Source organism: Arenibacter hampyeongensis (assembly GCF_002909255.1).
Lineage (GTDB): Bacteria > Bacteroidota > Bacteroidia > Flavobacteriales > Flavobacteriaceae > Arenibacter > Arenibacter hampyeongensis.
Genome location: NZ_PIOB01000008.1, coordinates 100,480 through 126,116, shown reverse-complemented (window position 1 = coordinate 126,116; position 25,637 = coordinate 100,480). Strand labels below are relative to the sequence as shown.

The window sequence follows — 25,637 nt, the reverse complement described above, 5'->3', positions numbered from 1 at the left end:
TAAATCCAATGTTATTTTAAAAATCCGCTACCGTTCTCAGGCCCTTTTCGTTTAGAATTATAATCCTTCTTCCTTGATCGGTGGTAATTAAACCTTCATCCTTAAAATCTGATAAAGTGCGGATGGCCGTTTCCGTGGCCGTACCGATCATTCCGGCAAAATCCTCTCGGGGGATTCCTAATCCACCATTGGGTTTATCCTGAATAACATGCTTATCGTATAGTTCCAATAGCGCTTTTGCAGCCCTCTGTCTTACAGAAGCAAATGCCATATCTACCAATTGTTCCTGCATGTGCATCAGATTATTGGAAATCATTCCAATAAATTTTTGCGAAACTGCGGAATTGCCATAAAGCAATTTCGTGAAATCCTCTCTAGGAATGGGACACATTTCCGCATCCTCCAATGCCATGGCATTTTCAACATAAACTGTTTTGGAGTTTAAAAGGGAAAGCTGTCCAATAAAATCTCCCGGCCCATAAATTCCCGTTACAAATTCTTTTCCGGATTCAGTGCCTTTATACGTCTTTATACTCCCTTTTTCTATAAAATATAGCGAATGTGCATTGTCCCCTTCCCAAAAGATTATATCCTTTTTATTATATTTTTTAAGGGAATAGTTCTTGGAGAGACTTTTAAGATCGCTGTATTGTGACGCCTCATCCAAAAATTTATTGAGCCCCTCCATATTTTTGGCTATCTCCTTTTTAAGGAAGTCGCTCTTTCGAAGGCGCGAAGCAATGGCTTCCAACAGTTCCTTTTCCTCAAAGGGTTTTGTCAAATAATCGTCTGCCCCCAAATTCATTCCCAACCTCACCTCTGCCCTATCGGTTTTTGCCGTCAAAAATATAAAGGGTATACTGGAAGTTGCACTGTTTTTACCTAGCGATTCCAATACCCCATATCCGTCCAGTTCCGGCATCATAATATCGCAGATAATCACGTCTGGCCTAAACTTTTCGGCAAGCTCAACCCCTGTTTTTCCATTCTCGGCCGTAACTACCTCGTAATTGGACAATTCCAATATATCGGCGGTATTTTCCCTTACATCCTTGTTGTCCTCAATTAACAGTATTCTTTTCATTCTCGTTTATATTAACAGGGAGTTTTATGCCGAAGGTACTTCCTTCTCCCAATTTGCTTTTAAAACCTACCTTGCCTCCCAATAGCTCCGTATACTGCTTTACAATATGAAGTCCAAGACCTGTTCCCTGTATGTTCGTGGAATTTTCTGCGCGAAAGAATCGATTAAATAGATTTTTATGCTCCCCTATAGGAATACCAATCCCTTCATCCTGAATATCAATGAATAGGCTTTTCCCTTTTATTGAAATTTTGATGCGGATCATTTGTTGCTCATTGGAATACTTAATGGCATTCGAAAGTAGATTGATAAGAATATGATTCAATAACTTGGGATCCAAAAAAACCGATATTGTAGGCCGGGAATGCTCTAAAACAATGTTCTGTCCCTCTTTTTTGTTGGGTTCCATCTCATCGACCAACAATTTTATAAATTGTATCAACTCAAAAACCTGTGGTTTTACCTGTACCTTACCCTCCTCAAGCTTGCTAAGGGAAAGAAAATCGTTAAGTATGACAACAAGTTCCTTCACATTAGTCCTTATCCTGGAGACATGTTTCATCCTCCTTTCCTCCTTTCCTGGTTCATTCTGTTTTCCTATCAGGGTGGCCGATGAAAGTATGGCGCTCAGCGGAGTGCGAAACTCATGGGAGGCCATTGAAATGAAACGGGATTTCAATTCATTTAGCTCCTTTTCCACCAGCAGCGTCTTTTCCAATTTATGCTGTACTTCTTTCTGCTCGGAAACATTGTTATAAACGAAAAGGGCCCACATAATTTCTTTTTCATCGGAATAGAGAGGAGTGGAATTCACTGCATAGCATTGATCTTTAATATCCATTTCCAAGGAAATATTGTCCCCACTCAATGTCTTTCCTATATCCGACTTTAATTTTTTTAGCTGCTGTTTTGAAAAAATTGGAATATTATCTATTGGAATTCCTTCATAATGGGACTTCATAATATTAATACGGTCCATTTCCTCTCCTTCCACATAGACCAATTCATAATCTGTATTAAAGACCATTATAACTCCATTGGGGAAATTATGAGCTATGGCCGTAAACAATGCCTGACTAAGTTTGGCCTTCTTTTCCGCCCTATAGGTTTCCACTACCTGATCTTCCAAGTTTAAACTGGTGGCCACTAACTGCTGAACAGCAGACTGAACTTCCTTTGTCTGTTCTTCCACTTTATGCTCCAATTGGTGGGCATATTCCTCCAATTTACTCTTGTTCTGCTGTAATTCGGTCACGTCGTTCTGGACCCCAATTATATGTGTCAATTTTTGATTTTCATCATAAAGCGGGGTAATTGACAGGTCGTTCCAAAAAAGGCTGCCATCTTTACGATAATTTCGAAGTACCACCCTACAAGGGATTCCTTGTTGAATAGCTCTGTCCAACACCCTAATTTCAGGTTGGTCGCGGTCATCATTTTGTAAAAATCTACAGTTTCTTCCCAGAATTTCACTCTGTGAATATCCGCTTAAGCGCGTAAAGGCCTCATTACAAAAAATAATAGGTAGTATGGGGTCTTGGGCATCTGCAATAACGATACCGTTGCCTGCAGCTTCCAAAGCCCGATTTCTAATGTTTAAGGTATTCCGTATCAACTTGGTTTCAGTAATATCCAATCCAGAACTTACGACCCCTACAATTTCATTATTGCCATCCCTCAAGGCAGCATTGTTCCATTGAATTAGGCGCTCTTGCCCACCTTTGGCAATAACATGGTTTTCGTAAAAGTTGGGCAGATTTACTTTTTCCTCAAAAATAGACTCAAAAAGATGGATCAATTGTTTTTTGTTCCTTTTAGGTATGAATTCCGTAAACCAGTTTTTGTTCAAAATAGCCTCTTGATCAATTCCCAATATTTCACAGGTCCTTCTATTAACAAGTTCAACGGTATGGTTCTTATTGATAACCAGAAACATGGAAGGAGAAGTATCCATATACTGATGAAGCAATTTTTTTTCCTTTATCAGGGCATTTTCCACTGTCTTTTTATCGGTTACATCATGCATAAAACCTTCCCGTCTAATAGGGGCATTGTGGTCATCCGTTGCAAAGGAACCCTTCTCCCAAATCCATTTAATTTCCTTTTTGGCCGTTAATATCCTATAGGAAAGCTGATATGTGTTTTTTTCCTTTTCGGCCCTGCCAAGCTCTTCCATGACCATTGGCAGATCTTCATTGTAAATTAAATTTTCCCAACAAAGTACTGGGTCATCATAGAATTGCTGTGGTGAATAACCACTTATCTTATGGCAGGTCTCGCTGATAAATTCCATATAATAAGGACTATATGCCTTACAGCTATACACTATTCCCGCTGCATTGGACACCAAAGTCCGAAACTTTCTATCACTTTCAAAAACGGCGATATCAGCTGGTTTACAATAAAGTGCATATAGGTTTTGACCTTTTAAAACTGTTGGAACGCACCTAATATCCAATGAAAAATTAATTCCATTTTTTTTAAGGCCAAAAAACTGAATTGGTTCTACTATTTTTACCTTTGATAAGGCTGCCTCTTCCTTTTTCTTCCAATCGGGAACGATCATATGAATATTCATATTGGCCAATTCCCCAACACTATAACCGAAAAGATTTTCCGCTGTCCGATTTGCAATAAGAATATAACCTAGCTTATTGATCACAAACAATCCTGCCAAAGAAGCATCAAAAATGATTTGAAAAAGATCGGTATTTGTTATTTTTTCGTTCATTGTTGATTTGTGAAATTCTACTAAAAAATGTCCTCACCCAACAGAAAAGGAAAAACCAGGCGAGCAATATTGGTACTAGTAAACCAACACTATTGTAATCTATTTTGGACTGTTCCTACCAAGTTCCACAAATGTATTGGTATCCTCAGCTGTAAGAAATGATATCCGTCATAATACAACATATCAATAGAATTCATTAAACCTGATAAAGGTCATATGCGCGTTTCTTTATATGGAATAATTTTGAATAAAATTTCAAATTAAAGACACATGACAACGGGCTTGGTCCTATCCGGAGGTGGTATTCGAGGTGTTGCCCATATAGGGGCCATAAAGGCTATGGAGGAATGCGGTATTTACCCCTCACATATTGCAGGTACCAGCGCAGGTGCCATAGTTGGTTCCTTATATGCTGCAGGCCGTAGTTGTGAAGAAATGTTGGATTTTTTTAAGACGACAGAGATATTCAGTATAAATAATTATGCCAAGGGTAAACCCGGGTTTTTGGATACTGAAAAATTCTACAATCAATTCAAAGCCTATATGCCACACGACACCTTTGAATCATTGGAAAAACCACTTTTTATAACAGCTACCAACCTTCTTGATGGTACCTTAAAGGTCTTTAGTCGCGGTGAGCTCATAAGGCCTGTTTTAGCATCCGCAGCTGTTCCCGGTCTGTTTGCGCCTGTACAGATCAAGAATGGATATTATATAGATGGCGGTACTTTAAATAATTTTCCGGTGGACCTTATTAGACCTTACTGTGAAAACATTGTAGGAGTCTATGTAAATCCGTTCAACAAGGTAAGCATCCAAGAACTTAACCGAGTAGACAAGGTCCTGGAAAGAGCATATCATGTAATGGTGGCCAATGAAACGACCCGTAAATTTAAGGACTGTGATTTACTGATACGCCCCATGAATATGGATCGTATTGGCATGTTTACCCTAAAGAACCTGGATAGCATTTACCTTTTGGGCTATAAAGCGGCCTTAAAAACCTTAAAGGATAGTTCCCTTTCCTCAGAATTACTTGTGGCAGCAGAATTGGAAGCCATGAATGGTTTTTCAATGGATGCCTATTTTACAGGTAACCAATGGCCAAGCGGAATCCAATAGGTTTTTAACTTATGTTACTCTACTTACTGGGTCTCCCTATCCTACAAACTTGTAACCAAATTATGTTGCCACCATGAATCCACACTTGGTCGATTAAAGAAGTAATAAAAAGTAGGGAGAACAAAGTTTTTTTCATTAAAGGATTGGAAAGTATTAAAATGCCTTCCCGTTGCAACCACCCACATGGACATATTTTGGGTTTTAACAGGAAGGCATTACTAACAAATAACCAACAAATTACTATCCAATAAGAATTTTCTTGGGAGGTGTTTTTTTAGCCTCTTCTTTTTTGGATAAATTAAAGCTCAAAATTCCGTCCTTGTAGGCAGCTTTAATGGCTTCCTGCTTAACATTATCCGGTAACTGTAAGGAACGTTCAAAGGAATTGTAACTGAATTCCCTACGGGTATAGTTCTCATCCTTATCCTCCTTGGACTCGGACTTTTCCGCAGCAATATTTAAACATCCATCATCAATGGTAACCTCAAAATCCTTCTTTTGAAATCCTGGAGCTGCCAGCTCGATCTCAAAATGGTCATCGGTTTCTTTAATGTTCAATGCAGGCTCTATTCGCTTACCGTTCCAGAAACGATCGGGCAACATATCCCTGACCCATCCACGATTATCAAAAAAATCTTCCATGTCAAAAAAATCCTGGGTCATCAAATTGCCAAATGGCCTTCTTTTAAATTTTAAAAGTGTCATAATATTATATTTTTAAGGGTTATATTTTTATTATGCTTCTAAAGTACATCCAACTAACCTGGTACAAAATGATTTAGGTCAGTCCCACAAAATTTATTTACATTTAATTTTACTGTATCCAATAATCGCATTAAAATAATTTTTTCCCTGTCTATTATCGGGATAACAAGTGCGGTTCGATTTTAAGACAGGGCTTGTCACATTATTTATTTCAGGTTCTATGATCAACCCAACCGATTTTGGCATTCCCGGGCTTTCCGATGAGGTCGTAAAACAATCCAGAAAAAAACACGGCGAAAATAGTCTGAGCTACAAAAGGGATAATAGCTTTTTGGATGCTTTAAAAGGTATTGCACAGGAGCCCATGGTCATACTATTGATTGTAGCCTCCTTAATTTACTTTATTACAGGAAATAACGGGGACGGAATATTTATGGCCTCCGCGATTATTTTGGTAGCCTCTATCTCCCTTTATCAGGATTCCAAAAGCAGAATGGCCTTGGAAAAATTAAAAAGCCTTACCCAACCCAATAGCCAGGTCATTCGGAATGGTGTAGTCATGGAAATCCCAAGTGAGGAATTGGTTGTTGGTGACAGTCTAATGGTCGAGGAAGGCAATACCATTCCTGCAGATGGTACCATTGTACATTCAAACGATTTTTCGGTAAATGAATCCATACTCACCGGAGAGTCACTTTCCGTTTTTAAGGATGCTACAAAATTGGACAATAAGATTTTTGGTGGCACAACAGTAGCAAGTGGATTGGCCATTGCAACCGTTACTGAGATTGGCAACCAAACCAAGTTGGGTAAGATTGGAAAAAGTCTTGAAGGTATACAGGACGAAAAGACGCCCCTGGAAAGACAGATATCAAGTTTTGTGAAAAACATGTCCATTTGGGGCGGCATTATTTTTCTATTGGTTTGGGGTATTAATTATTTTCAGTCCAGGGAAGTTTTGGACAGTCTGCTTAAAGCCCTGACCTTGGCCATGAGCATTCTACCCGAAGAGATTCCAGTGGCCTTCACCACTTTTATGGCTATAGGTGCCTACAGATTGATGAAGATGGGAATTGTGGTAAAAAATATGAAGACGGTAGAATCTCTGGGAAGTGCTACCGTTATTTGTGCCGATAAAACAGGAACCATTACCCAAAACAGAATGGAACTGGTTAAACTTTATAGCCTTGAAACGGAAGAAACAGTTGATGCCGACGACCCGTTTAACACCGCCCTTAAACATCTAATTACAATGGCAATGTGGGCCAGTGAACCCATTCCTTTCGACCCAATGGAAAAGTCACTGCACCTGGCTTATGGCAACATGGTTCCAGTGGATCTGAGACCCCATTATAAAATGGTTCACGAGTATCCCCTTGGAGGAAAACCCCCAATGATGACTCATCTGTTCGAAAACAGTGAGGGCGGGCGTATTATTGCCTCCAAAGGAGCCCCTGAGGCCATTATGGCGGTTTCCAAATTAACGGAAACCCAAAAAAATAAAATCAAGGATGTGCTGACCAATTTAGGTCGGGAGGGCTACCGTATGTTAGGGGTGGGACAAGCCAATTTTAAAGGTTACGATTATCCCAAAAGACAACAGGATTTTGAATTTTCGTTCCTTGGAATAGTAGCCTTTTATGACCCGCCAAAGGAAAACATATCCAAGGTCCTAAAAGATTTTGATCGAGCAGGAATCAAGGTGAAATTGGTTACTGGGGATAATCCCACAACTTCCATGGCCATTTGTAGACAAATAAATTTTCCTGGATATGAAAAAAACATGACCGGGGACGAACTAATGCAATTAAGTGATGAAGAATTGCAACAAAAGGTGAAAGCAACGCAAGTCTTTACACGTATGTATCCGGAAGCCAAATTAAGAATAGTGAACGCCATTAAGGCCAACAACGAAGTGGTAGCCATGACGGGCGACGGGGTCAATGACGGTCCAGCACTTAAGGCCTCGCATATTGGTATAGCCATGGGCAAGAAAGGGACTGAAATCGCCAAGCAAGCCGCCTCCTTGATACTGGTAGACGATGACCTGTCCAAAATGGTGGATGCCATTGCCATGGGCAGAAAAATTTATGGTAATTTAAAGAAGGCCATACAGTACATCATATCCATTCACATCCCTATTATCCTAACGGTTTTTATTCCCTTGGCGTTGGGTTGGGCCTATCCTTCTATTTTTTCACCTTCGCATGTTATTTTATTGGAATTGATTATGGGGCCTACCTGTTCCATTATTTACGAAAATGAGCCCATGGAAAAAAATGCGATGATTAAAAAACCCAGGCCATTTACAACCACCTTTTTTAAATTCAGGGAATTGACAACTAGTATCATACAAGGTTTGGCAATTACCGTAGGATCATTATCTATTTATCAATATGCTGTTATCCAAGGATTTAATGAATCTACTACAAGGACCATGGTATTTATGGTATTGATATCCGCCAATATTTTTCTGACCTTGGTTAACCGCTCCTTTTATTATTCCATTTGGACCACCTTAAAATATAAAAATAATCTAGTGCCAATAATTATTGGTGTCACTTTCGTATTGGCCGCACTATTGCTCCTTGTACCACCTTTTACCAAATTTTTTCAATTTGAAACTTTAAATGGGAATCAACTTGGAATTTCAGTGCTGGTTGGTATGTTGTCCGTACTATGGTATGAAATCGTGAAGGGAATAAAACGTGCTGGAAAAAAATAAGAATAAAAGTTAAATCAATGAAATAATTACAGTTTTTCCCCAAATGCCAAATCCCCCGCATCTCCAATACCTGGAATAATATAGCCCTTGTTGTTCAATTCAAAATCGATCGCAGCGATCCACAATTGGGTATTTTCGGGAAAGACTTCCTTTATGTGGTCTATGCCGGATTGGGAACCAATAACAGAAACAATATGGATTTGTTTAGGTTTACCATGGTCCTTTAAGGTCTTTAAAACATTTTCCAGGGTCTTGCCCGTGGCCAACATAGGATCTGTCAGCACTAAGGTTTTATTCTCCAAGGATGGGGCGGCAAAGTATTTAACAATTACTTCAAAAGAATCCTCATCACCACGATGGTGTCTAAAAGCAGAAATAAAGGCATTTTCAGCATCGTCAAAATAATTTAAAAGGCCCTGGTGCAAGGGGAGTCCAGCACGTAAAACCGAACACAGCACCAAATCATCAATGGGCAATAACATTTCTTTGGTTCCCAATGGGGTATGCACATTATGACTCTTATAGTTTAGGGCCTTGCTCAACTCGTAACCCAATATTTCCCCAATACGTTCTATATTCCGTCTGAAACGCATGCTGTCCTTCTGAATTTTGGCATCCCTGATTTCCGCAACAAATTTATTGAGCATTGAATTGCCTTCACCTAACCTATGTATAATCATGAATTATCTATTTGGTTCTAAGATACTGATTTCAGTAAAATATACTCGCTAATATTGACCGTGTCAATGGCCCCGATCAATTTTGCATTTCTTGTCACCGGAAAGAAATTTTTCTTTTCCTTGCCCACAAGTTCCAATACCTTGGTTATTTCTGCAGATTCTTCAATCACAGTGAAGTTCTTGTCCATGATATCTTTAACTAAAATGGAGGGGGTCTTGGCGTGTTTAATGACATCCTTTTGGGTCACTATTCCCTTTATTTCATCGTCCAGCGCCACTACAAAATCTTTTTCTGTACTTGCCAAAAGGATATCTATAACCTCTTGTACATTATTATCCGGACGAAGTACCGTGATGTTGGTCAAGGTGGCTTCCTTTACCTGATGTCCCTTTAACAAGGAGTTTTGCCTTACCATTTGGTTCTCACCATACGCTCCAAAGAAAATGAAAAACGCAATCAATATTAAAAAAGGATTTACAAAAAAGCCCAAAATAAAGAATACAACTGCCAAACCTTGGCCAATACTCGCCGCAATATTGGTGGCCTCCACCCTACCTAACCTAAACGCCAATAAAGCCCTAAGTACACGCCCTCCATCCATGGGAAATGCTGGAATAAGGTTGAAAAGCACGAGCATAACATTCGCTATAAACAAATAGAAAAGGAAATTCTGCAAGTTTGGTGCAAAAGCCATCTCCTGTACAACCACCTTATCAAAATTAAAATAACTACTTAGCGGTATCACCAAAGACAATAGTAGGGCAATTACAACATTTACGGCAGGTCCGGCAAGGGCCACAAGAAGCTCCTGCCCAGGTTTTTCAGGCATTTTGTCCAAAGTAGCTACGCCCCCAATAGGTAAAAGGATAATTCTTTGTGTCTTGATATTAAATTTTCTGGCCGTAAGGGCATGGCCTAGTTCATGTAGTACTACACAACCCATCAACACCAATATAAAACCCTGATTTACCGCCACTCTTGTCAAGTTACCGCTATTCTGAAATTCAACGAATCCGGCCCAAATCAACAATAAAGCGAATGTCCAATGCACTTCCAACCGGATGCCCGCAACCTTTCCTAACCTTAAAAACCCCTTCATAATCATTATTTTATTGAATATATTACCGAAGTGCGATTTTGACAATGACAATTGTCATAAATGGCTTATTGACATTTTAAATTTAAAATGGCAAAAGTCCAATTCATTTTATGTCCGGCCTGGTTAGGGCTGTTGACTCATGGAATATTGGAGAGACCTACGCGAATAGTCATAAAATTTTATAGCTTTAATCTATGGAGAAGGTCTGTCATTTAGAAAAGTGGGAGACCCTCCCTCTTTTCCAAATCAATGCATACTTAATTTTCGTATTCGGGCATTGATCGAGGCTATTTCCTCCTTTTGTAATTTGCCAATAAGTTCTATAAAATCCTTTTCCATTTCGGGGTCCTCTTCTACGATTTCGGAAATGGCCTGTAAGGCGTTCACTCTTAAAATTCTACTTTCGGCAGGATTGCCCGCCCACTCGTTAAGTTTGGACAAGACAATTTCCATCTCTTGCTCTGTGAGTAAAAGCCTTGGTGCCATTAGGGCCAAATGCCATTTAAATTCCTTGTCTTCGGCGCTTTGGAGAAAAGCCAAAATCTCACTTTTATGACCTTGGAGATATTGGGGCCTCCCAATGGTAATTTTTTCCACGGCATCGGCCGACCTCATAAGTATTATCCGATCCTTGGAATGAAGAAATCGAAATAGAAGGTCGAAGTCTTCCTGATTCCGAATTAAAGGTATCAGGAATTTTACCCTTCCCAGGGATCTAAGATCTCCGCCTTCCAAATATTTTATTATGTTAGCTGTAGTTTCCATATCCCCAAATTTATGAACACAACATTCCACCATCTACCACATGGGTGGTGCCGGTAATGAACTTACTCTCATCCGAGGCCAAGAAAAGAGCCATCTCAGCAATTTCTTTGGATTCCGCATAACGGCCTAAAGGTACGGCCGACTCAAAGCCCTTCATAACCTCATCGGGACTACTGGGCGACATATCCACTTCTATACGCCTCATCATATTATTGTTTACCGGGCCCGGATGAATTGTATTTACCCGAATTTTACGCTTTGCATTTTCTTGGGCTGCTACCCTCATTAATCCTACCACGGCATGTTTGCTGGCCACATAGGCACCTAGTCCTGCAAAACCTTTTAAACCCGCAACCGACGAGGTAATAATTACACTACCACCATTCTTCATTTTTGGGATCACATATTTACATCCCAGCCAAACTCCTTTTAGGTTCACTCCTATGACCTTTTCGAAAATCTCGTCCGGATAATCCGTAATGGGCTTTGAAGTACCTTCAATTCCTGCATTTGCAAAGAATATGTCGATCTTTCCATGAACCTCCAGACAATTTTCCACAAACTTCTCAGTGTCCTTAACTTTTGAAACATCGGCCACACAATATGACAGGTTCTTATGATCTAACCCATAGCTCGCCTTTTCCAGAACTTCCTTACTTATGTCCACGATGACCACCTTGGCACCCTCTTCCAAAAAGAGTTTTGCTGTGGCCAGTCCAATTCCACCTGCACCTCCTGTAATTACCGCTACTTTATCTTTTAATCGTCCCATTCCTAATTATTTAAAGTTAACTTTCTGATTTCCCAACCTTGATTCTTAGCATGTACCGCAACAAGACCTTTCGACAATCTCTTTACCCCTATTGTAGGCCTCTGATATCTTTTTTTCGTCATTTGAATATTATACCTTCTATTGAAAAATTCAAGGATTTCCCCAGAAGTGTCCAGCATAACATCGTGAAATTTAAAATCGTAAATATTTAGATTAAATTCGTTTTTTCCCTTCATGGTCTTCTCAAATAGAACCGCTGTGGTATAGCCATCCTTAAAGGGATATACATTTAACAGTTGAGGTTCTAGTACTACATTGCCTTTTGTATCTATAAATCCAAAAACCGGAACACCCTCTTCTACATTTTTCGTTATTAAACACCTGCCCTCATTGAACATTGGAAATCGGACTCCAGAAATATCATCTTTTGAGGTATCGGCATCCTGGTTCCAATAAATATCGTTCCGAAAATTGATGACCATAGTCCCCTCTTCATTAATAAATCCCCATTGATTTCCTTGTCTAACAGCAGCCAATCCCTCGCTAAAGGGAGCTATTTCATCAATATTCTTAATGGTTTGGGAATAAAATACGTTGGTAAACATCAGCATTGCGAATACTGTTATAATATATATTTTCATGGCTTTGAATTTTAGTGTCCACTAATGTACCTTATAGAATAGCCATAAAAAATGACCCATGTCAGTTGCACTCAAATAAATAGTGCCAATTTATGTTTTACCAGTTCCCTTGTTGAAAATGAACAATTGAATTTTAAAATTGAAATTAAGCACTCCTATACATTATAGATTCATTTAGTGGCCGTAAACAAAAAACAGGACTAGTGACCAATATCATTTTAGTTGACCTTTATACTCTTTATTTTTGTCCCATTACTTAATAGTACAATGGGAATGGAGATCCAACGAACTAAAGTTTTGAAAAAACAACCCTTGACAACTTTATTCAACCTAAAAACCTTCTAAAAGAAAATTACCCAAACATTAAAAATAGTCTAAGATGAAACACATTTTGGTACCCGTAGATTTTTCCGCACATTCCTCCTATGCGCTGGAGGTTGCGGCCAGCATTGCAAGACAGCAGGATGCCACTATTACCGTTATTCATATGATGGGAATTTCAGAGGCGGTCATTGCCGAAGAGGAATTTTTAGAATACGAAGAAGCCAAATACTTTATGGGACTGGCCAAAAAAAGATTTGATATTTTCTTGGACAAGCCCTATTTAAAAGGTATTACAATACATAAAATAGTGCAAAACTATAAGGTGTTTAGTGAACTTAACAATGTTGCCAAGGAACAAAATATAGATTTAATTGTAATGGGCTCACACGGTAGCACGGGTTTCAACGAGATTTTTATAGGTTCCAATGCACAAAAGGTTGTGCGCACTTCCGATATCCCCGTTTTGATCATAAAGCAGCAAAATTCAAATTTTAGGATTAAGAAGATCCTATTTGGATGTAGTTTTACGGAGGAAATGGTTTTGGCCTATAAGAATGTTAGGTCCCTAGCTCAAAAATTTTCGGCCAGACTTAAATTGGTATATATCAATACCCCCTTTGAGGATTTTTTAAGTACCCCTGAAGCTGATAAACGTATGGCAGATTTTATGTTGAAGGCCCAGGAGAACCACTATAAAGTGGAAATTTACAATGATTATAGTGTTGAAAAAGGTTTACTGAATTTCACTAAGACCGAAAAATTTGATATAATGGCCCTACCTACACATGGTAGAAAAGGTCCTGCACATTTCCTGCTCGGTAGTATTGCCGAAGATATTGCCAACCATGCCAGGTTACCGGTGTTGACATTTAAGATCTGATTAGGTTTTTGAAAATTGGCCCAGGTACTCCGTAATATTACTTTAATAATAATTCCAGTTTTCCCAACAAAACCAATTCAGCTTTATTCTTTCCAGCAAAACTATTGGATATGGCATTGGCCGTATCTAAAATCAATACCTTTATGAACGGGTTAAATATGCCGGCATGGTCCTGGTAATACTCCCTAAATTCATCGAAGCATTCATCACCCGCTTTTTCATTATCCACCAACCAATCGAATACCGATTCTATCTGAAAGGCGGCGTCGGTACCGTATTCATCCTCCAATTCATCTACCTCCAACCAATATTTTCGAATAAACGTCCTTAGCTTGTCTATTTCCTGCCTATGTATTCGGGAATCTGCCACAGCTACAGCGTAGAACAATTTTCCTAAATTCTCGTAGAAATTCTTACCAACTTTCTTTGTGTTTTCCATTTTTAAATGCTTGAAGTGAATAAATTAAAAATAGAAAATGACGTAGTTATATTCTATGATAATAATCAGTTATAAAATTTTATCTTTGGATGATGCAGGCCTTTCAAAAAAACAGTGAAATATTCAATCTTCTTTCCGAAGGTGTATCCGAAGGGATTATAGTTGTCAATACCAAACAGCTAATAGTCGCCACCAATTCCTCTGCCGGGCAAATGTTTGGTTACAAAAAGGGAGAACTTCTGGGAAAACCATTGGAGACCTTGATACCGCAAAGGTACCATCATAACCATGGTCAACACGTGGACCACTTTATTGATAAAAGTCAACGCCGGCAAATGGGCCAGGGAAGAGATTTACATGGAGTACGTAAAAATGGGGAGGAATTTCCGGTAGAAGCAGGGCTTAATCCTTTTAAACTATATGACGAAACCTATGTAATGGCCTTAGTTATTGATATTACAGAACGTAAAATCAAGGAAAAGGAACTTAGCCATTGGGCCAGGATATTTGATGAATCATTGAACGAAATCTATGTGTTCAATTCTATCTCATTACATTTTGTAAATGTCAATAAAGAAGCTCAGCGCAATATGGGTTATGATCTGGAAGATTTTAAGTCCATGACTCCATTGGATATTAAACCCAATATGGATGCCCCACAATTTCAACTACTTATAGACCCCTTGCTGAAGGGAGAAAGGGATAAAGTTAAGTTTGAAACGGAACACCAAAGAAAGGACGGATCGATTTATCCCGTAGAGGTGCAAATTCAATTATCAATTCTTGGAGAAGAGCAGGTTTTTGTTGCCATTATTCTCGATATAACGGAACGAAAAAATTACACGGAAAAACTGGAGAAAACGGTTCAGGAGCGCACCAAACAACTTACGGAAGCCCTGGCGAAGGAGAAAGAACTGAACGAATTAAAAACACGTTTTCTTTCCTTGGTTTCCCATGAATTTAAGACCCCTCTGAGCAGTATTCTTACCTCTATAACCTTATTGGCCAAATACACTGAGGGCCACCAACAGGAAAAACGGGACAAACATGTAGAAACCATAAAAAACAAAGTACGTTATCTTGATACCATTCTAACGGATTTTCTTTCGGTGGAGCGTTTGGATTCCGGAAAGGTAAATTATAAGATAGAAAACTTCCCCCTAAGCAAGGTCATAAATGAAGTGGTTTATGGTGCCAATATGTTGCTTAAATCCGGACAGCAAATCACTTACCCTGAGGACATCGATGATATTTTTATCAAATTTGATGAAAAAACGTTGGAACTCGCCTTGTCCAACTTAATTCACAACGCCATAAAATATTCCCCGGAGGACACGACCATAGATCTAGTGGTGATCAATGGAGCCGACATTATTCTAATACAGGTCATCGATAGTGGTATTGGGATTCCTGCCGAGGATCAAAAACATATTTTCAATCGTTATTTCAGGGCGGAAAATGCCTTGTTGAACCAAGGTACGGGCATTGGCCTTAACATTGCCAAACAGCATTTGGAGAATCTTGGTTCCACTATTGAATTTAGCAGTGAATTAAACAAGGGATCTATTTTTACAATAGTTATCCCAATGGAAAACATAAATTAGGAGCACAATGAAGACTATTTTATTGATCGAAGACGATAGGGCATTACGCGAGAACACCGAAGAACTTTTGGAACTTTCAGGTTATTCCGTGACAACGGCGCCCAACGGAAAAATTGGCATTCAAATGGCCAAGGAAATATTACCGGATATCATAGTCTGTGACATTATGATGCCAGAGGTAGATGGCTATGGGGTTTTAAAAGATCTATCTTCCGATGAAAAGACCATGCATATTCCCTTTATATTTCTATCTGCCAAAACGGAACACAAAGAAATACGAAGGGGAATGGATCTTGGTGCGGACGACTACCTTACCAAGCCTTTTGAAGAAGAAGATTTAATAAGCGCCATCGAAAGCCGTTTGGCGAAAGTGGAACTTTTGGGGCGGATGTCTCAAGAGGGCGCATCAAATTCACAAGCTTCCAGCGATCAAATACGCACATTAAACGAGTTGAAGAATTTTTTTGACGATAATGGTGAACCTGTAAATATTGCGCAGGGCGGTACCGTATATAAGGAAGGTTCATATTGCCATAAGGTATACCTTATTCTAAAAGGAGTGGTAAAATGCCATACCATGGACGAGGATGGGAAGGAACTGATTACCTCGCTTTATAGAGCGGACGACTTTTTGGGATTAACTTCCTTTATAGATGGTATTCCGTATCAGGAATCTGCAACAGCCATTGAAGATTTGGAATTGGCTGGCATTTCCAAAGAAAATTTAAAGCAGGTATTGGAAAGGAATCACAATATATCCTTGGAACTAATGGAACTTCTCACTGGAAATATAAAGGATATAAAACAGCAATTATTATCAATGGCATATAGTTCGGTTAGAAAAAAAACGGCCCAAACCTTATTGCAATTTGCGGAAATCATGAACAATAAAACCGAGGATCCCATCAAAATTTCCCGAAATGATCTGGCCAGTGTGGCCGGTATTGCCACGGAAAGCCTTATACGTACACTATCTGGGTTTAAAAAGGAAGGCTTGATCGATATTGAAGGTAGAAATATACGTATCAAAGAATTAAAGGCCTTGCAGTTTATTAATTAGCATAAATTTTTGACCCGTATAGTCTCTTTTTTGCACAAAATGACCAATGTCATATTTCAACTATGGGTATAACCCTAATTTTGAACCTATGTTGATAATTGAATGAATGAAAAACATACTGTTCCCAACCGACTTTTCCAATAACTCTTGGAACGCCATTGAATATGCCATTAAACTGTTTAAGGACGTTCCCTATAATTTCTACGTTCTCCATGTAGACCGTTTAAGTCAATCCAGCGTGGAGAGCAATTCATTTATCATGCCCTACAAGGCTTCCAATATATCCGTTAATGATAATCTAACGAACATTTTTGCCCGTATTCAGAACACTGCATCCAACAAGGAACATCATTTTATTGCACTTCATGATTACGGAAATCTTGTAGATATTATTCGCAAGACCGTAATGGACAAAAAGATAGATCTTATTCTCATGGGAACCAAGGGGTCTTCAGGTATAAAAGAAACCATATTGGGCAGCAATACGGAGAATGTAATGACCAAGGTTCACTGTAATTTATTGGTAATACCTGAAAATGCAGAACCATCCTTGCCAAAGGAAATTGCCTTTCCTACAGATTACAATATTTTCTATTCCCACTCCATATTGGAGGCCATTTCAAAAATGATGCGTATCACCAATGCCAATTTAAAGGTGGTAAATATCACCAAACCCAATGTAAAATTAAATCTGCCACAAAAACAGAACATGATTTATTTACAGGACTATTTATCGGAACTTCATGAAAATTCGTATAGTATACACAACTTAGAACACGAAAGGTCAAAAAATGCCATCGAGGGATTTGTAATCAAAAAAAAAATAGATATGGTCATCATGGTGGCCAAGAACCTGAATTTTCTTCAACAATTGTTTCTAAACAGTACTATTAAAAAAATTAGCTTTCAAACCAGAGTTCCTTTGCTGGTGTTGCACGAGTAGACTACCTATAAAATCTTGGTCAATAGCTACTGATAAATATCATAGGTTTTATATGCCGCTACCAATAACTTTGGTAGGCATACAAAAGAAAACCTATGAAAACCGTTTTGATTCCTACCGATTTTTCAAGCAGTGCAATGCATGCTATTGATTATGCCTTGAATCTGTATAAATGCGAACGTACCAATTTTTGCTTCCTTCATGCCTATGCCGACGATGTCTATGGCCCGTTTAAGTCCAATGGAGAAACCACTTTTGAACAGCAAAAGGAAGCCGTTAAAATTTTTACGGATAAATCCTTGGAAGATCTAACCCAAAAACTTGCCGATAGGGAGCATAATCCAAAACACAGCTTTAAAACAATTTCTGCATTCGACACTTTGGTAGATGCAGTGAACGATTGTGTGAACCAAATAAATGTGGACCTGGTGGTTATGGGAACAAAGGGTCAAACGGCCGATAAAAAAATTACTTTTGGCAGCCATACGGTACAGGTTTTCAAATATGTGCAATGCCCTGTATTGGCAGTTCCCAGTGATTACAAGTACCATCAACCAAAGAAAATTCTGTTTCCCACAGACTACATGCTCCCGTACAAGCGTAGGGAATTAAAGCTATTGGACACCTTGGCATCCGAATATAAATCGGAGATATATTGCCTCTACTTTTCAGATTTTGAAGAATTGAGCCATAGACAGGTAGACAACCAGCGTTTTCTGAAGGAATCCCTGTCCAACGCCTACCTTTTTTTTGAAAGACAACCCTCTAAGAATAAGGCTGGGGCCATTATGGAATACATCAAAAAAAATAATATCGACCTATTGGTTATGGTAAACTCCCGTCATTCATTCCTAGAGGACATGCTTTACCGATCTACCGTAGATGAAATTGGGCTACGGCTGAAACTTCCTTTTTTGGTAATGCAAAATCTACCCCGATAAACTTAAAAGATGTAATGATGAAGAAAATATTATTACCCACCGATTTTTCCAAAAATGCTTGGAACGCCATTGATTATACCCTCAACTATTTTAAGAATGAAAAGTGCCTTTTCTATATATTGCACACCTATACCCCCACCTTCTATAGAGTAGATTATATGATGGGCGGTCCCGTAAACAGTGCCATTCCCGATAAGGACGTAGAGCTGGCACAAGAAGGATTGGAAAAAACATTGGCGGATATCAAAAATAACTATCCCAATAAAAACCACAAGTATAAGACGCTCTCCTCCTTTAACATTCTAACCGACGAGATTCGAGAGGTGACCGAACGGGAAGGAATAGACATTATTGCCATGGGAACCCAAGGGGCTACCGGAGCCAAAGAGATCTTTTTAGGAACCCGTACCGTCCATGTCATCAAAAAAGCAAGTATTCCGGTATTGGCCATACCTAGTGACTACACTTTTAAGGTGATAAATACCATTGTATTTCCCACGGATTATAGCACACCCTATGATGTTAAGTCCTTGGGTTTTCTCGTAAATATGTCCATGTTGTTAAAGGCCAAATTGATTGTCCTGAATGTTAAGGACGAATATTCATTGAATGAGCAACAAAATGCCAATAAAAAAACGTTGGATGTACTCCTTAAACCAATAGACCATTCCTTTCAACAAGTCAAGGGCGAATTTATGCCGAATGCTATACACGAATTTGTGGAAAAACATAGAATAGGGATTTTGGCCATAATGAATAGGAAGCATTCATTTTTGGAAAGATTGATTACAAAATCTACCGTAGACTCGATAGGCTACCACTCGAGGATTCCCTTTTTGGTAATACCAGAGACTTGGAAAGACCTCCCTAAAAAAGCCAAAACATGAAAAAGATCCTATTACCTACCGATTTTTCCGATAATGCTCGGAATGCCATTTTTACAGCATTAAAAATCTATGCCCAGGTGAAGTGTGAATTTATCATTTTACATGCTTTCGAACCAAAGGCCTTGAATATGTTAGGGCAAAAAAGTCAACAACGATTAGGTGTCATTTATGACTCCCTGGAAAAGTATTCGGCCCAGGAACTTGATAAGATATTGGACTACCTTAATAAAAACCATAAGAACCCAAACCATAGTTTTAAAACCATTTCCAAGTCGGCCATCCTAGAGGATTCCATCAAGGAATTAGTTTCAGCTGGGGATGTTGACCTAATAGTTATGGGTACCCAAGGTGCTACCGGCACCAAAGAAATATTTTTGGGCAGTAATACGGTGAAAGTGCTAAAGCAATTAAAGAATAATTCTGTATTGGTGGTTCCCAAAGACTATAACTTCCAGCAGTTGAAGACAGTGGTCTTTCCTACGGATTATACTAGAATGTACAAAAAATTTGAGCTATTGCCTATGACAGAAATGGCTAGACTTTGGAACGCTACTATAAAGGTAATACACATAGGAGTTGAATTTATACTAAGCGATGTCCAAAAAACTAACATGAAAATTTTGCAAGAACGGCTAGCGGGTTCTGAATATTCCCTACACCAGATATCTTTTGAGGCCAACGTAGAACACAGTGTGGAACAGTTTGTAACGGAAAACCATGCCGACTTACTAAGCATATTAAGGCACCAGCACAGCTTTTGGGAAAGAGTTATTGGAGAGCCTGTTATTAAAAAAATAGCTTTCCATTCAAAGGTAGCGGTTTTGTTCCTTCCAGAGCAAACCATGCCCATCTAGAACAAATGTTATTTTAAAAGATGTAGAAAGATGAAAACAGTATATATTCTATTGCCCACAGACTTTTCGGCCAATGCCCGTAACGCCATAGATTATGCCATCTACCTTTTTGAAAAAGTGGAATGCGTTTTCCATATTCTGCATGCGTTTGAGGTAGGGCCATCCAATTTGAGCAGCAACATGGGAAAAGCCAAGGATACACGCCTGTTCAGGGCAATAAAGGACGAATCGGAACGAGATGTAAAATCAATTATCAGCGAATTGGAGTCTGTCAACAATAATAAATTGCACACTTTCAAGGGATTAAGTATTGCCGATTCTTTGGTAAATGCCATAGGGAGAACTACTGTAGATAATGGAATACATTACATTTTTATGGGAACCAAAGGTTCCTCAGCGCTGAAAGAAGTTTTTATGGGCAGTAGCACGGTAAAGGTTATTCAAAAAATCCACTTCTGCCCTATTATCGCCGTCCCCGGGAATTTTGACTTTGACATTCCAGATGAAATAGCCTTTGCAACAAATTTTGAACATATTTACAGTGAGGTAGAACTGCTACCACTGATAAAATTGGCAAAATTATGGAACTCCAAAATTGCCATTGTACATGTAGATACGGGCAAGGAACTGCTGGCACATCAAAAAACAGCTCGCGATCTCCTAACGGAAAGGTTTCATGGAATTAAATACAGTTTTGAAGAAGTGAACAGACATTCCAATATTTCCGCAGCAATTAATAGCTATGCCCGTAATAATGAAAATATAGGCATGATCGCCATGGTTAATTATTGGCATAGTTTTTTTGAAAAGCTTACAAAAGAAAACGTAATCAAGCAGGTCGCCTTTAACACAGAAGTACCTTTATTGATATTTCCCCTAATTGAACCCTAGACCCAGAATAGCATTTTACCCAATTGGGACCAACATGATATTTGTCATTTGTTAAGTGCCGCAGAGAAATTATTTTTAACCAATTGTATTGAACCAACAATAAACCATCATGAAGAATATATTGATACCCACGGACTTTTCTGACAATGCGTGGAACGCCATAAAATACGGCACGGCGTTGTACCATAAAACCAGTTGCACTTTTCATATAATTCATGTCAATCCTATTTCCTACAATTCCGGAGGAGAAGCTGCCATGTACGTTTCACCAGAATTACTGGAGGAAACCATTTTAAAGGAAAGCAATGAGAAATTGGATCACTTACTTAAAGATATTGAGCGCTTGCCCCTTAACACCAAACATACGTTTCGTACAACAGCCCTCTACGGATTTTTTACGGATCATATAAAGCAGGAGGTAAAGGATAAAAATATCGACCTGATTATTATGGGAACCAAAGGAGCCACCGGCCTTAAAGCTGTTTCCTTGGGAAGCAACACAGGCAACGTGCTTACCAAGGTAAGATGTGCCGTTCTAGCTGTTCCAGAAGATGCCGAGTACAATACCCCAAGGGAAATAGGATTTCCAACAGATTTTCAATTAAGCTATGACATAAAGGTCCTTGACCATATTAAGGAACTTACCTTAATGCATAAATCCGCATTGCGGTTCCTATATGTCGCTAAAAAAGGGGAAGACCTTAGTGAAATACAGATGAATAACAAGACATTTTTAAAAAACTATTTCAGGGAAAACGAACATTCTTTTTATACCCTAACAGAAAAAAAACTGGATGATGCCGTTCAGGCCTTTGTAGAAAGTAGGGAACTGGATATGTTGGTGATGGTGGCCAAAAACCTGAACTTTCTAGAGCGTATCCTCTTTAAACCAGCGGTAGAGAAAATAAGTTACCATACCAAGATCCCATTTCTAATAGTACACCAATAAAGATAATTCTGGGAGATCCCAAAATTAAATATGTTGTCGAACAACGCTAACTATGTCGTTTTTTTGTAACACTCCAGACTGACGCCATACCTGTTTCCCGTTCTTAAAAAGCACCATGGTAGGAACTCCCTTAACCTGATAAGTACTTGCCAAGGATTGATTCTTGTCAACATCAATCTTTACGATTTTAATGGCGTTGCCCATTTCGTCCTTAACCTGTTTCAAAATAGGTGCCAGCATTTTACACGGCCCACACCAATCGGCATGAAAATCGACTAAAACTGGTGTATCAGAATTGATGATATTACTAAAACTACTCTTCATAATTTATTTTTTCACCAAGTAAAATTACCAAAACAATGAAGATATTGAACTGACCAATATCATGGTTTTCAAAATTATTCCGATCTAGTTTTACAACACTAAAATTATAAAATATAATGAAACGAATTCTGCTTCCAACCGATTTCTCAGACTATTCCTATGAGGCCATAAGTTACGCTTTAGGCATTTTCAAAAATGTAAGTTGTAAGTTTTACCTCATGCATACCTACATGCCTCCAGTGTATAACGCCGAATATTTAGTTGGTAGTCCAGGACTGATTGGTCTGGGTGATGTAATGCAGGAAACATCCATGACACAACTGGAAAAACTAAAAAATAGTTTAATAAAGAAATACAATAATCCCAAGCACAGTTTTACAGTACACACGGCCTTTAACACCCTCTTGAACGAGGTTATGGAAACCGTTGAATCCGAAAAAATAGATTTAGTGGTTATGGGAACCACAGGTGCTACAGGAGCCAAGGAAATCCTTTTTGGGACAAATACCGTACACATTATTAAAAAAGCCAATTGCCCCGTTCTCGTTATACCCCCCAATTTTAAGTACGAGAATCCTTTCGAAATTCTATTTCCAACAGATTTTGAAATAGGGTACAACAAGGAATTACTTGCACCCCTTTTAAACATCGCAGAGGAGCATGGATCACGAATTAATGTACTGCATGTATCCACGGAACATGAGCTTACTGCAGATCAACAAAAACAAAAGAAAGAACTGGAAAATGTTTTAGCGAAAAAGGCACTGTTCCACGATGTGCCCAGCAATGACATTATAAATGCCATCAATGCCTTCCAAGCCAAAGAAAAAGTCAACCTTTTGGTCATGGTACAGAACAAACATACTTTTTTTGAGCGCCTATTTATTGAACCTGTCATTAAAAAAATTGGCTTTCATGTCTCCATACCCTTTATGGTAATTCCACAATTAAAATAAAAGAGAATGAAAAATATACTTGTAGCGACCGATTTTTCCAATAATGCCTATTGTGCCTTGTTCTATGCAACAAAACTTTTAGCATCCCAGTCCTGTACATTTCACATATTAAATACCTATTCCGAGCTTACCATTTCTTCGGGTAAAACACTTCCGGTCTTGGGGATTAAAAAATATTTGAAACAACTTGAATTGGAATCTCAGGAAAAAGTTACCCATATTAAACACAAAATAGTCCTGGACAACGAAAATCCCCTTCACTCCTTTAAGACCATTTCCCTGAAAGGAAACTTGGTCGACATTATAGATCAAAAGGTCAAAGAACTAAACATTGACTTGATAACCATGGGAAATAAAGGACTAACCGAGACCGCCGATATATTTTTTGGGAGCAATACCATAAGGGTTGCCAATAATATTAAAGAATGCCCCTTACTGGCCATTCCCGGCGAAATGGATTTCCATCCACCTCAAGTAATTGCCTTTGTGACCGACTTGAGAAAGAATTGCGACCAAAAAACACTTGCCCCACTGTTGTACATTTCCTCATTGTCCAAAGCAGCCATCAGGGTTGTTCATGTTCATGAACAACATATTTTGAATACTACCCAAGAAGCGAACAGAAAGAATTTGGAAGAAGGCCTAAGCAACTTAGGTCATTCCTTTCAATGGATAAGGAACTTTGACGACAAGGCTAAGGTTATAGATATTTTTTTGGAAAAATTGAAAGTGGATATGTACGCTATGGTACACGAAAAAAGGAACCTGTTCGACAAACTTACCAGAGAACCAATAGTAAAAGACCTAAGTATGTATTCCGATATTCCTTTTTTAATCCTTCCGCCTACGGAATGATAATTGTCATAGTAACTGTGACTGTGGCCTATTATATTTAGTAAATCAATCTAAAGAAGAATTGTTATGGACAAAAGAATATTAATTCCTACCGATTTCTCAAAGAATGCACTGAATGCCACACGCTATGCTCTGGATCTTTATGCAAAGCTCAATTGTGAATTCTACTTTTTGAACGTTTTCCGCTTGGACAGTTACACTACCAATACCTTGTTAATGCCGGAGCCTGGCAGTGCTGAATTTGAAGCAGCAAAAGCCAGGTCGCATGAAGGTTTTGTCAAGCTATTGGAAATGCTGGAGCTTCATCACGACAATCCCAAACATAGCTATCACACCATTTCTTCTTTCAATTTTCTTTCAGAAGCCATAAAACAGACCATAGCCAGTAAAGATATAGACCTTGTAGTTATGGGTACCCAAGGAGCTACTGGAGCCAAAGGGATTATTTTTGGAAGCAATACGGTGAATGCGATGGAGAAAATAAGGGAATGCCCAGTAATGGCAATTCCTCAAGATCTACGGTTCTCGGCTCCCAAGGAAATTGTCTTCCCCACCAATTATAAATCCACCTTTAAGCGCAAGGAATTGAATTACTTGATAGAGATAGCAGTTATGCACCAAACATCCATAAGCGTTTTGCATTTTAAAAAGGAGACATCCTTGGACGAGAGCCAAGAAGTCAACAAACAGCTATTGGACGACATTCTCAAAAACATAGACCATAGCTTCCATACCCTAACGGATAAAGACGTAGCCAGAGGAATTACTTCTTTTGTGGAAAGCAGAAAGAGTGACATGATTGCATTCATCAACAAAAAACATTTCCTCTTTAATAGTATATTTTCAAGGCCATTGGTCAAGGAAATTGGCTATGATGCCAAGATTCCTATTTTGGCTTTGAACGAATCTTAAAACACTGAAGTATGAAAAACATTGGCATATGGATGGATAAGGAAAAAGCCCATATCATCCGTTTGGATAATAAGGACGAAAATATGGAAACCATTTTTTCGGAAATGGAATTTTTTAATCGTAAAGGAACATCGGGACCTAGGGTCAAAACGGGTGCTACCCAAGATGTTAAGCATGAACGCACCTATTTGGAAAGGGAAAAAGCTCAACTTAAAACGTATTTTAAAAAACTGGTAGATGCTATAAGTGATGCAGATGCAATTGCCCTTTTTGGCCCAGCGGACACCAATGAAAAGTTTAGAAAAGATTTATTGGAAAATCACAAAGGACTTGCGGATAAATTAAAAGCAGTCACCAAAGCGGATAGCATGACCGAAAACCAGACCAAGGCATTGGTTCGGGACTATTTCGGACAAAAGAAATAGTTGATTATTTAATAATTCAAAGACCGCTTAAACAAATATTGTTTTGGCGGTCTTATTAAAATCTATTG

Annotated in this window: 25 protein-coding genes; 15 read left to right on the top strand and 10 right to left on the bottom strand. The window is 38.7% G+C overall.

Annotated features, from left to right (window positions below):
- Nucleotides 1-16: 16 nt before the first annotated feature.
- Complete coding sequence (locus CWD91_RS17665; protein WP_103442294.1) at nt 17-1,084, bottom strand: response regulator; 1,068 nt, start codon at nt 1,082-1,084, stop codon at nt 17-19.
- Nucleotides 1,062-3,815, bottom strand: coding sequence for a PAS domain S-box protein (locus CWD91_RS17660; protein ID WP_103442293.1), 2,754 nt, complete (start codon nt 3,813-3,815; stop codon nt 1,062-1,064). The genes CWD91_RS17665 and CWD91_RS17660 overlap by 23 nt, the downstream gene beginning before the upstream one ends.
- Before the next feature lie 270 nt (nt 3,816-4,085).
- Here CWD91_RS17660 and CWD91_RS17655 point away from each other — a divergent pair, with 270 nt between their 5' ends.
- The gene (locus CWD91_RS17655; RefSeq protein ID WP_103442292.1) at nt 4,086-4,937 is read left to right on the top strand and encodes a patatin-like phospholipase family protein; all 852 of its coding nucleotides are present in this window, start codon (nt 4,086-4,088) and stop codon (nt 4,935-4,937) included.
- Between the two features lie 240 nt (nt 4,938-5,177).
- On the opposite strand, the gene CWD91_RS17650 is transcribed toward CWD91_RS17655, so the two are convergent.
- Nucleotides 5,178-5,642 carry an Hsp20/alpha crystallin family protein gene (locus CWD91_RS17650; protein ID WP_103442291.1) on the bottom strand — a complete coding sequence of 155 codons (465 nt, stop codon included), beginning with the start codon at nt 5,640-5,642 and terminating at the stop codon, nt 5,178-5,180.
- Nucleotides 5,643-5,862: 220 nt separating this feature from the next.
- Between CWD91_RS17650 and CWD91_RS17645 the strand changes: the two genes are divergently transcribed.
- On the top strand, nt 5,863-8,367 hold the full coding sequence (locus tag CWD91_RS17645; RefSeq protein WP_103442290.1) for a cation-translocating P-type ATPase: 2,505 nt from the start codon (nt 5,863-5,865) through the stop codon (nt 8,365-8,367).
- Nucleotides 8,368-8,393: 26 nt separating this feature from the next.
- Here CWD91_RS17645 and upp read toward each other — a convergent pair whose 3' ends face one another.
- The 5 genes from upp to CWD91_RS17620 all read right to left on the bottom strand — a co-directional run bounded on the left by upp (nt 8,394) and on the right by CWD91_RS17620 (nt 12,325).
- Nucleotides 8,394-9,047: a uracil phosphoribosyltransferase gene (upp, locus tag CWD91_RS17640; protein WP_103442289.1), complete on the bottom strand. Its 654-nt coding sequence runs from the start codon at nt 9,045-9,047 to the stop codon at nt 8,394-8,396.
- A 17-nt stretch (nt 9,048-9,064) separates the two neighbouring features.
- Complete coding sequence (locus CWD91_RS17635) at nt 9,065-10,147, bottom strand: site-2 protease family protein (RefSeq protein ID WP_239985842.1); 1,083 nt, start codon at nt 10,145-10,147, stop codon at nt 9,065-9,067.
- 246 nt (nt 10,148-10,393) lie between these two features.
- The gene (locus CWD91_RS17630; RefSeq protein ID WP_157943826.1) at nt 10,394-10,912 is read right to left on the bottom strand and encodes a hypothetical protein; all 519 of its coding nucleotides are present in this window, start codon (nt 10,910-10,912) and stop codon (nt 10,394-10,396) included.
- A 10-nt stretch (nt 10,913-10,922) separates the two neighbouring features.
- Complete coding sequence (locus CWD91_RS17625) at nt 10,923-11,684, bottom strand: SDR family NAD(P)-dependent oxidoreductase (protein ID WP_103442286.1); 762 nt, start codon at nt 11,682-11,684, stop codon at nt 10,923-10,925.
- Between the two features lie 2 nt (nt 11,685-11,686).
- Nucleotides 11,687-12,325 (bottom strand): WG repeat-containing protein, encoded by a 639-nt coding sequence (locus CWD91_RS17620; RefSeq protein WP_103442285.1) that lies wholly within the window; start codon nt 12,323-12,325, stop codon nt 11,687-11,689.
- Nucleotides 12,326-12,704: 379 nt separating this feature from the next.
- Here CWD91_RS17620 and CWD91_RS17615 point away from each other — a divergent pair, with 379 nt between their 5' ends.
- The gene (locus CWD91_RS17615; protein ID WP_103442284.1) at nt 12,705-13,529 is read left to right on the top strand and encodes a universal stress protein; all 825 of its coding nucleotides are present in this window, start codon (nt 12,705-12,707) and stop codon (nt 13,527-13,529) included.
- 37 nt (nt 13,530-13,566) lie between these two features.
- Here the strand turns inward: CWD91_RS17615 and CWD91_RS17610 are convergent, their stop codons facing one another.
- A complete protein-coding gene (locus CWD91_RS17610) occupies nt 13,567-13,968 on the bottom strand; it encodes a hypothetical protein (protein WP_103442283.1) in 402 nt (133 codons plus the stop codon).
- 89 nt (nt 13,969-14,057) lie between these two features.
- Here CWD91_RS17610 and CWD91_RS17605 point away from each other — a divergent pair, with 89 nt between their 5' ends.
- From CWD91_RS17605 to CWD91_RS17570, 8 genes are all read left to right on the top strand, one after another.
- Entirely contained in the window at nt 14,058-15,572 is a 1,515-nt protein-coding gene (locus CWD91_RS17605) for a sensor histidine kinase (RefSeq protein WP_394335732.1), read from the top strand.
- A 7-nt stretch (nt 15,573-15,579) separates the two neighbouring features.
- Entirely contained in the window at nt 15,580-16,632 is a 1,053-nt protein-coding gene (locus CWD91_RS17600; RefSeq protein ID WP_103442281.1) for a response regulator, read from the top strand.
- A gap of 106 nt (nt 16,633-16,738) precedes the next feature.
- Nucleotides 16,739-17,575, top strand: a complete 837-nt coding sequence (locus CWD91_RS17595; RefSeq protein WP_103442280.1) for a universal stress protein — start codon at nt 16,739-16,741, stop codon at nt 17,573-17,575.
- A 95-nt stretch (nt 17,576-17,670) separates the two neighbouring features.
- The gene (locus CWD91_RS17590) at nt 17,671-18,516 is read left to right on the top strand and encodes a universal stress protein (protein ID WP_103442279.1); all 846 of its coding nucleotides are present in this window, start codon (nt 17,671-17,673) and stop codon (nt 18,514-18,516) included.
- A 17-nt stretch (nt 18,517-18,533) separates the two neighbouring features.
- Nucleotides 18,534-19,403, top strand: a complete 870-nt coding sequence (locus CWD91_RS17585) for a universal stress protein (RefSeq protein ID WP_103442278.1) — start codon at nt 18,534-18,536, stop codon at nt 19,401-19,403.
- Nucleotides 19,400-20,257, top strand: coding sequence for a universal stress protein (locus CWD91_RS17580; RefSeq protein ID WP_103442277.1), 858 nt, complete (start codon nt 19,400-19,402; stop codon nt 20,255-20,257). Before CWD91_RS17585 ends, CWD91_RS17580 begins: the two co-directional genes overlap by 4 nt.
- A 30-nt stretch (nt 20,258-20,287) precedes the next feature.
- Nucleotides 20,288-21,148 carry a universal stress protein gene (locus CWD91_RS17575; protein WP_103442276.1) on the top strand — a complete coding sequence of 287 codons (861 nt, stop codon included), beginning with the start codon at nt 20,288-20,290 and terminating at the stop codon, nt 21,146-21,148.
- Nucleotides 21,149-21,257: 109 nt separating this feature from the next.
- Complete coding sequence (locus CWD91_RS17570) at nt 21,258-22,097, top strand: universal stress protein (protein ID WP_103442275.1); 840 nt, start codon at nt 21,258-21,260, stop codon at nt 22,095-22,097.
- A 24-nt stretch (nt 22,098-22,121) separates the two neighbouring features.
- On the opposite strand, the gene trxA is transcribed toward CWD91_RS17570, so the two are convergent.
- Nucleotides 22,122-22,421: a thioredoxin gene (trxA, locus tag CWD91_RS17565; protein WP_103442274.1), complete on the bottom strand. Its 300-nt coding sequence runs from the start codon at nt 22,419-22,421 to the stop codon at nt 22,122-22,124.
- A gap of 116 nt (nt 22,422-22,537) precedes the next feature.
- Here trxA and CWD91_RS17560 point away from each other — a divergent pair, with 116 nt between their 5' ends.
- The 4 genes from CWD91_RS17560 to CWD91_RS17545 all read left to right on the top strand — a co-directional run bounded on the left by CWD91_RS17560 (nt 22,538) and on the right by CWD91_RS17545 (nt 25,569).
- Nucleotides 22,538-23,377, top strand: coding sequence for a universal stress protein (locus tag CWD91_RS17560; protein ID WP_103442273.1), 840 nt, complete (start codon nt 22,538-22,540; stop codon nt 23,375-23,377).
- Nucleotides 23,378-23,383: 6 nt separating this feature from the next.
- Nucleotides 23,384-24,232 carry a universal stress protein gene (locus CWD91_RS17555; RefSeq protein WP_103442272.1) on the top strand — a complete coding sequence of 283 codons (849 nt, stop codon included), beginning with the start codon at nt 23,384-23,386 and terminating at the stop codon, nt 24,230-24,232.
- Nucleotides 24,233-24,298: 66 nt separating this feature from the next.
- On the top strand, nt 24,299-25,144 hold the full coding sequence (locus CWD91_RS17550) for a universal stress protein (RefSeq protein ID WP_103442271.1): 846 nt from the start codon (nt 24,299-24,301) through the stop codon (nt 25,142-25,144).
- A gap of 11 nt (nt 25,145-25,155) precedes the next feature.
- On the top strand, nt 25,156-25,569 hold the full coding sequence (locus CWD91_RS17545; protein ID WP_103442270.1) for a hypothetical protein: 414 nt from the start codon (nt 25,156-25,158) through the stop codon (nt 25,567-25,569).
- Nucleotides 25,570-25,637 lie beyond the last annotated feature (68 nt).

Bases quoted from the DNA above. Each gene is read 5' to 3' on its own strand.
- CWD91_RS17665 (WP_103442294.1), bottom strand. From the start codon at position 1,084: ATGAAAAGAATACTGTTAATTGAGGACAACAAGGATGTAAGGGAAAAT.
- CWD91_RS17660 (WP_103442293.1), bottom strand. From the start codon at position 3,815: ATGAACGAAAAAATAACAAATACCGATCTTTTTCAAATCATTTTTGAT.
- CWD91_RS17655 (WP_103442292.1), top strand. From the start codon at position 4,086: ATGACAACGGGCTTGGTCCTATCCGGAGGTGGTATTCGAGGTGTTGCC.
- CWD91_RS17650 (WP_103442291.1), bottom strand. From the start codon at position 5,642: ATGACACTTTTAAAATTTAAAAGAAGGCCATTTGGCAATTTGATGACC.
- CWD91_RS17645 (WP_103442290.1), top strand. From the start codon at position 5,863: ATGATCAACCCAACCGATTTTGGCATTCCCGGGCTTTCCGATGAGGTC.
- upp (WP_103442289.1), bottom strand. From the start codon at position 9,047: ATGATTATACATAGGTTAGGTGAAGGCAATTCAATGCTCAATAAATTT.
- CWD91_RS17635 (WP_239985842.1), bottom strand. From the start codon at position 10,147: ATGAAGGGGTTTTTAAGGTTAGGAAAGGTTGCGGGCATCCGGTTGGAA.
- CWD91_RS17630 (WP_157943826.1), bottom strand. From the start codon at position 10,912: ATGGAAACTACAGCTAACATAATAAAATATTTGGAAGGCGGAGATCTT.
- CWD91_RS17625 (WP_103442286.1), bottom strand. From the start codon at position 11,684: ATGGGACGATTAAAAGATAAAGTAGCGGTAATTACAGGAGGTGCAGGT.
- CWD91_RS17620 (WP_103442285.1), bottom strand. From the start codon at position 12,325: ATGAAAATATATATTATAACAGTATTCGCAATGCTGATGTTTACCAAC.
- CWD91_RS17615 (WP_103442284.1), top strand. From the start codon at position 12,705: ATGAAACACATTTTGGTACCCGTAGATTTTTCCGCACATTCCTCCTAT.
- CWD91_RS17610 (WP_103442283.1), bottom strand. From the start codon at position 13,968: ATGGAAAACACAAAGAAAGTTGGTAAGAATTTCTACGAGAATTTAGGA.
- CWD91_RS17605 (WP_394335732.1), top strand. From the start codon at position 14,058: ATGATGCAGGCCTTTCAAAAAAACAGTGAAATATTCAATCTTCTTTCC.
- CWD91_RS17600 (WP_103442281.1), top strand. From the start codon at position 15,580: ATGAAGACTATTTTATTGATCGAAGACGATAGGGCATTACGCGAGAAC.
- CWD91_RS17595 (WP_103442280.1), top strand. From the start codon at position 16,739: ATGAAAAACATACTGTTCCCAACCGACTTTTCCAATAACTCTTGGAAC.
- CWD91_RS17590 (WP_103442279.1), top strand. From the start codon at position 17,671: ATGAAAACCGTTTTGATTCCTACCGATTTTTCAAGCAGTGCAATGCAT.
- CWD91_RS17585 (WP_103442278.1), top strand. From the start codon at position 18,534: ATGAAGAAAATATTATTACCCACCGATTTTTCCAAAAATGCTTGGAAC.
- CWD91_RS17580 (WP_103442277.1), top strand. From the start codon at position 19,400: ATGAAAAAGATCCTATTACCTACCGATTTTTCCGATAATGCTCGGAAT.
- CWD91_RS17575 (WP_103442276.1), top strand. From the start codon at position 20,288: ATGAAAACAGTATATATTCTATTGCCCACAGACTTTTCGGCCAATGCC.
- CWD91_RS17570 (WP_103442275.1), top strand. From the start codon at position 21,258: ATGAAGAATATATTGATACCCACGGACTTTTCTGACAATGCGTGGAAC.
- trxA (WP_103442274.1), bottom strand. From the start codon at position 22,421: ATGAAGAGTAGTTTTAGTAATATCATCAATTCTGATACACCAGTTTTA.
- CWD91_RS17560 (WP_103442273.1), top strand. From the start codon at position 22,538: ATGAAACGAATTCTGCTTCCAACCGATTTCTCAGACTATTCCTATGAG.
- CWD91_RS17555 (WP_103442272.1), top strand. From the start codon at position 23,384: ATGAAAAATATACTTGTAGCGACCGATTTTTCCAATAATGCCTATTGT.
- CWD91_RS17550 (WP_103442271.1), top strand. From the start codon at position 24,299: ATGGACAAAAGAATATTAATTCCTACCGATTTCTCAAAGAATGCACTG.
- CWD91_RS17545 (WP_103442270.1), top strand. From the start codon at position 25,156: ATGAAAAACATTGGCATATGGATGGATAAGGAAAAAGCCCATATCATC.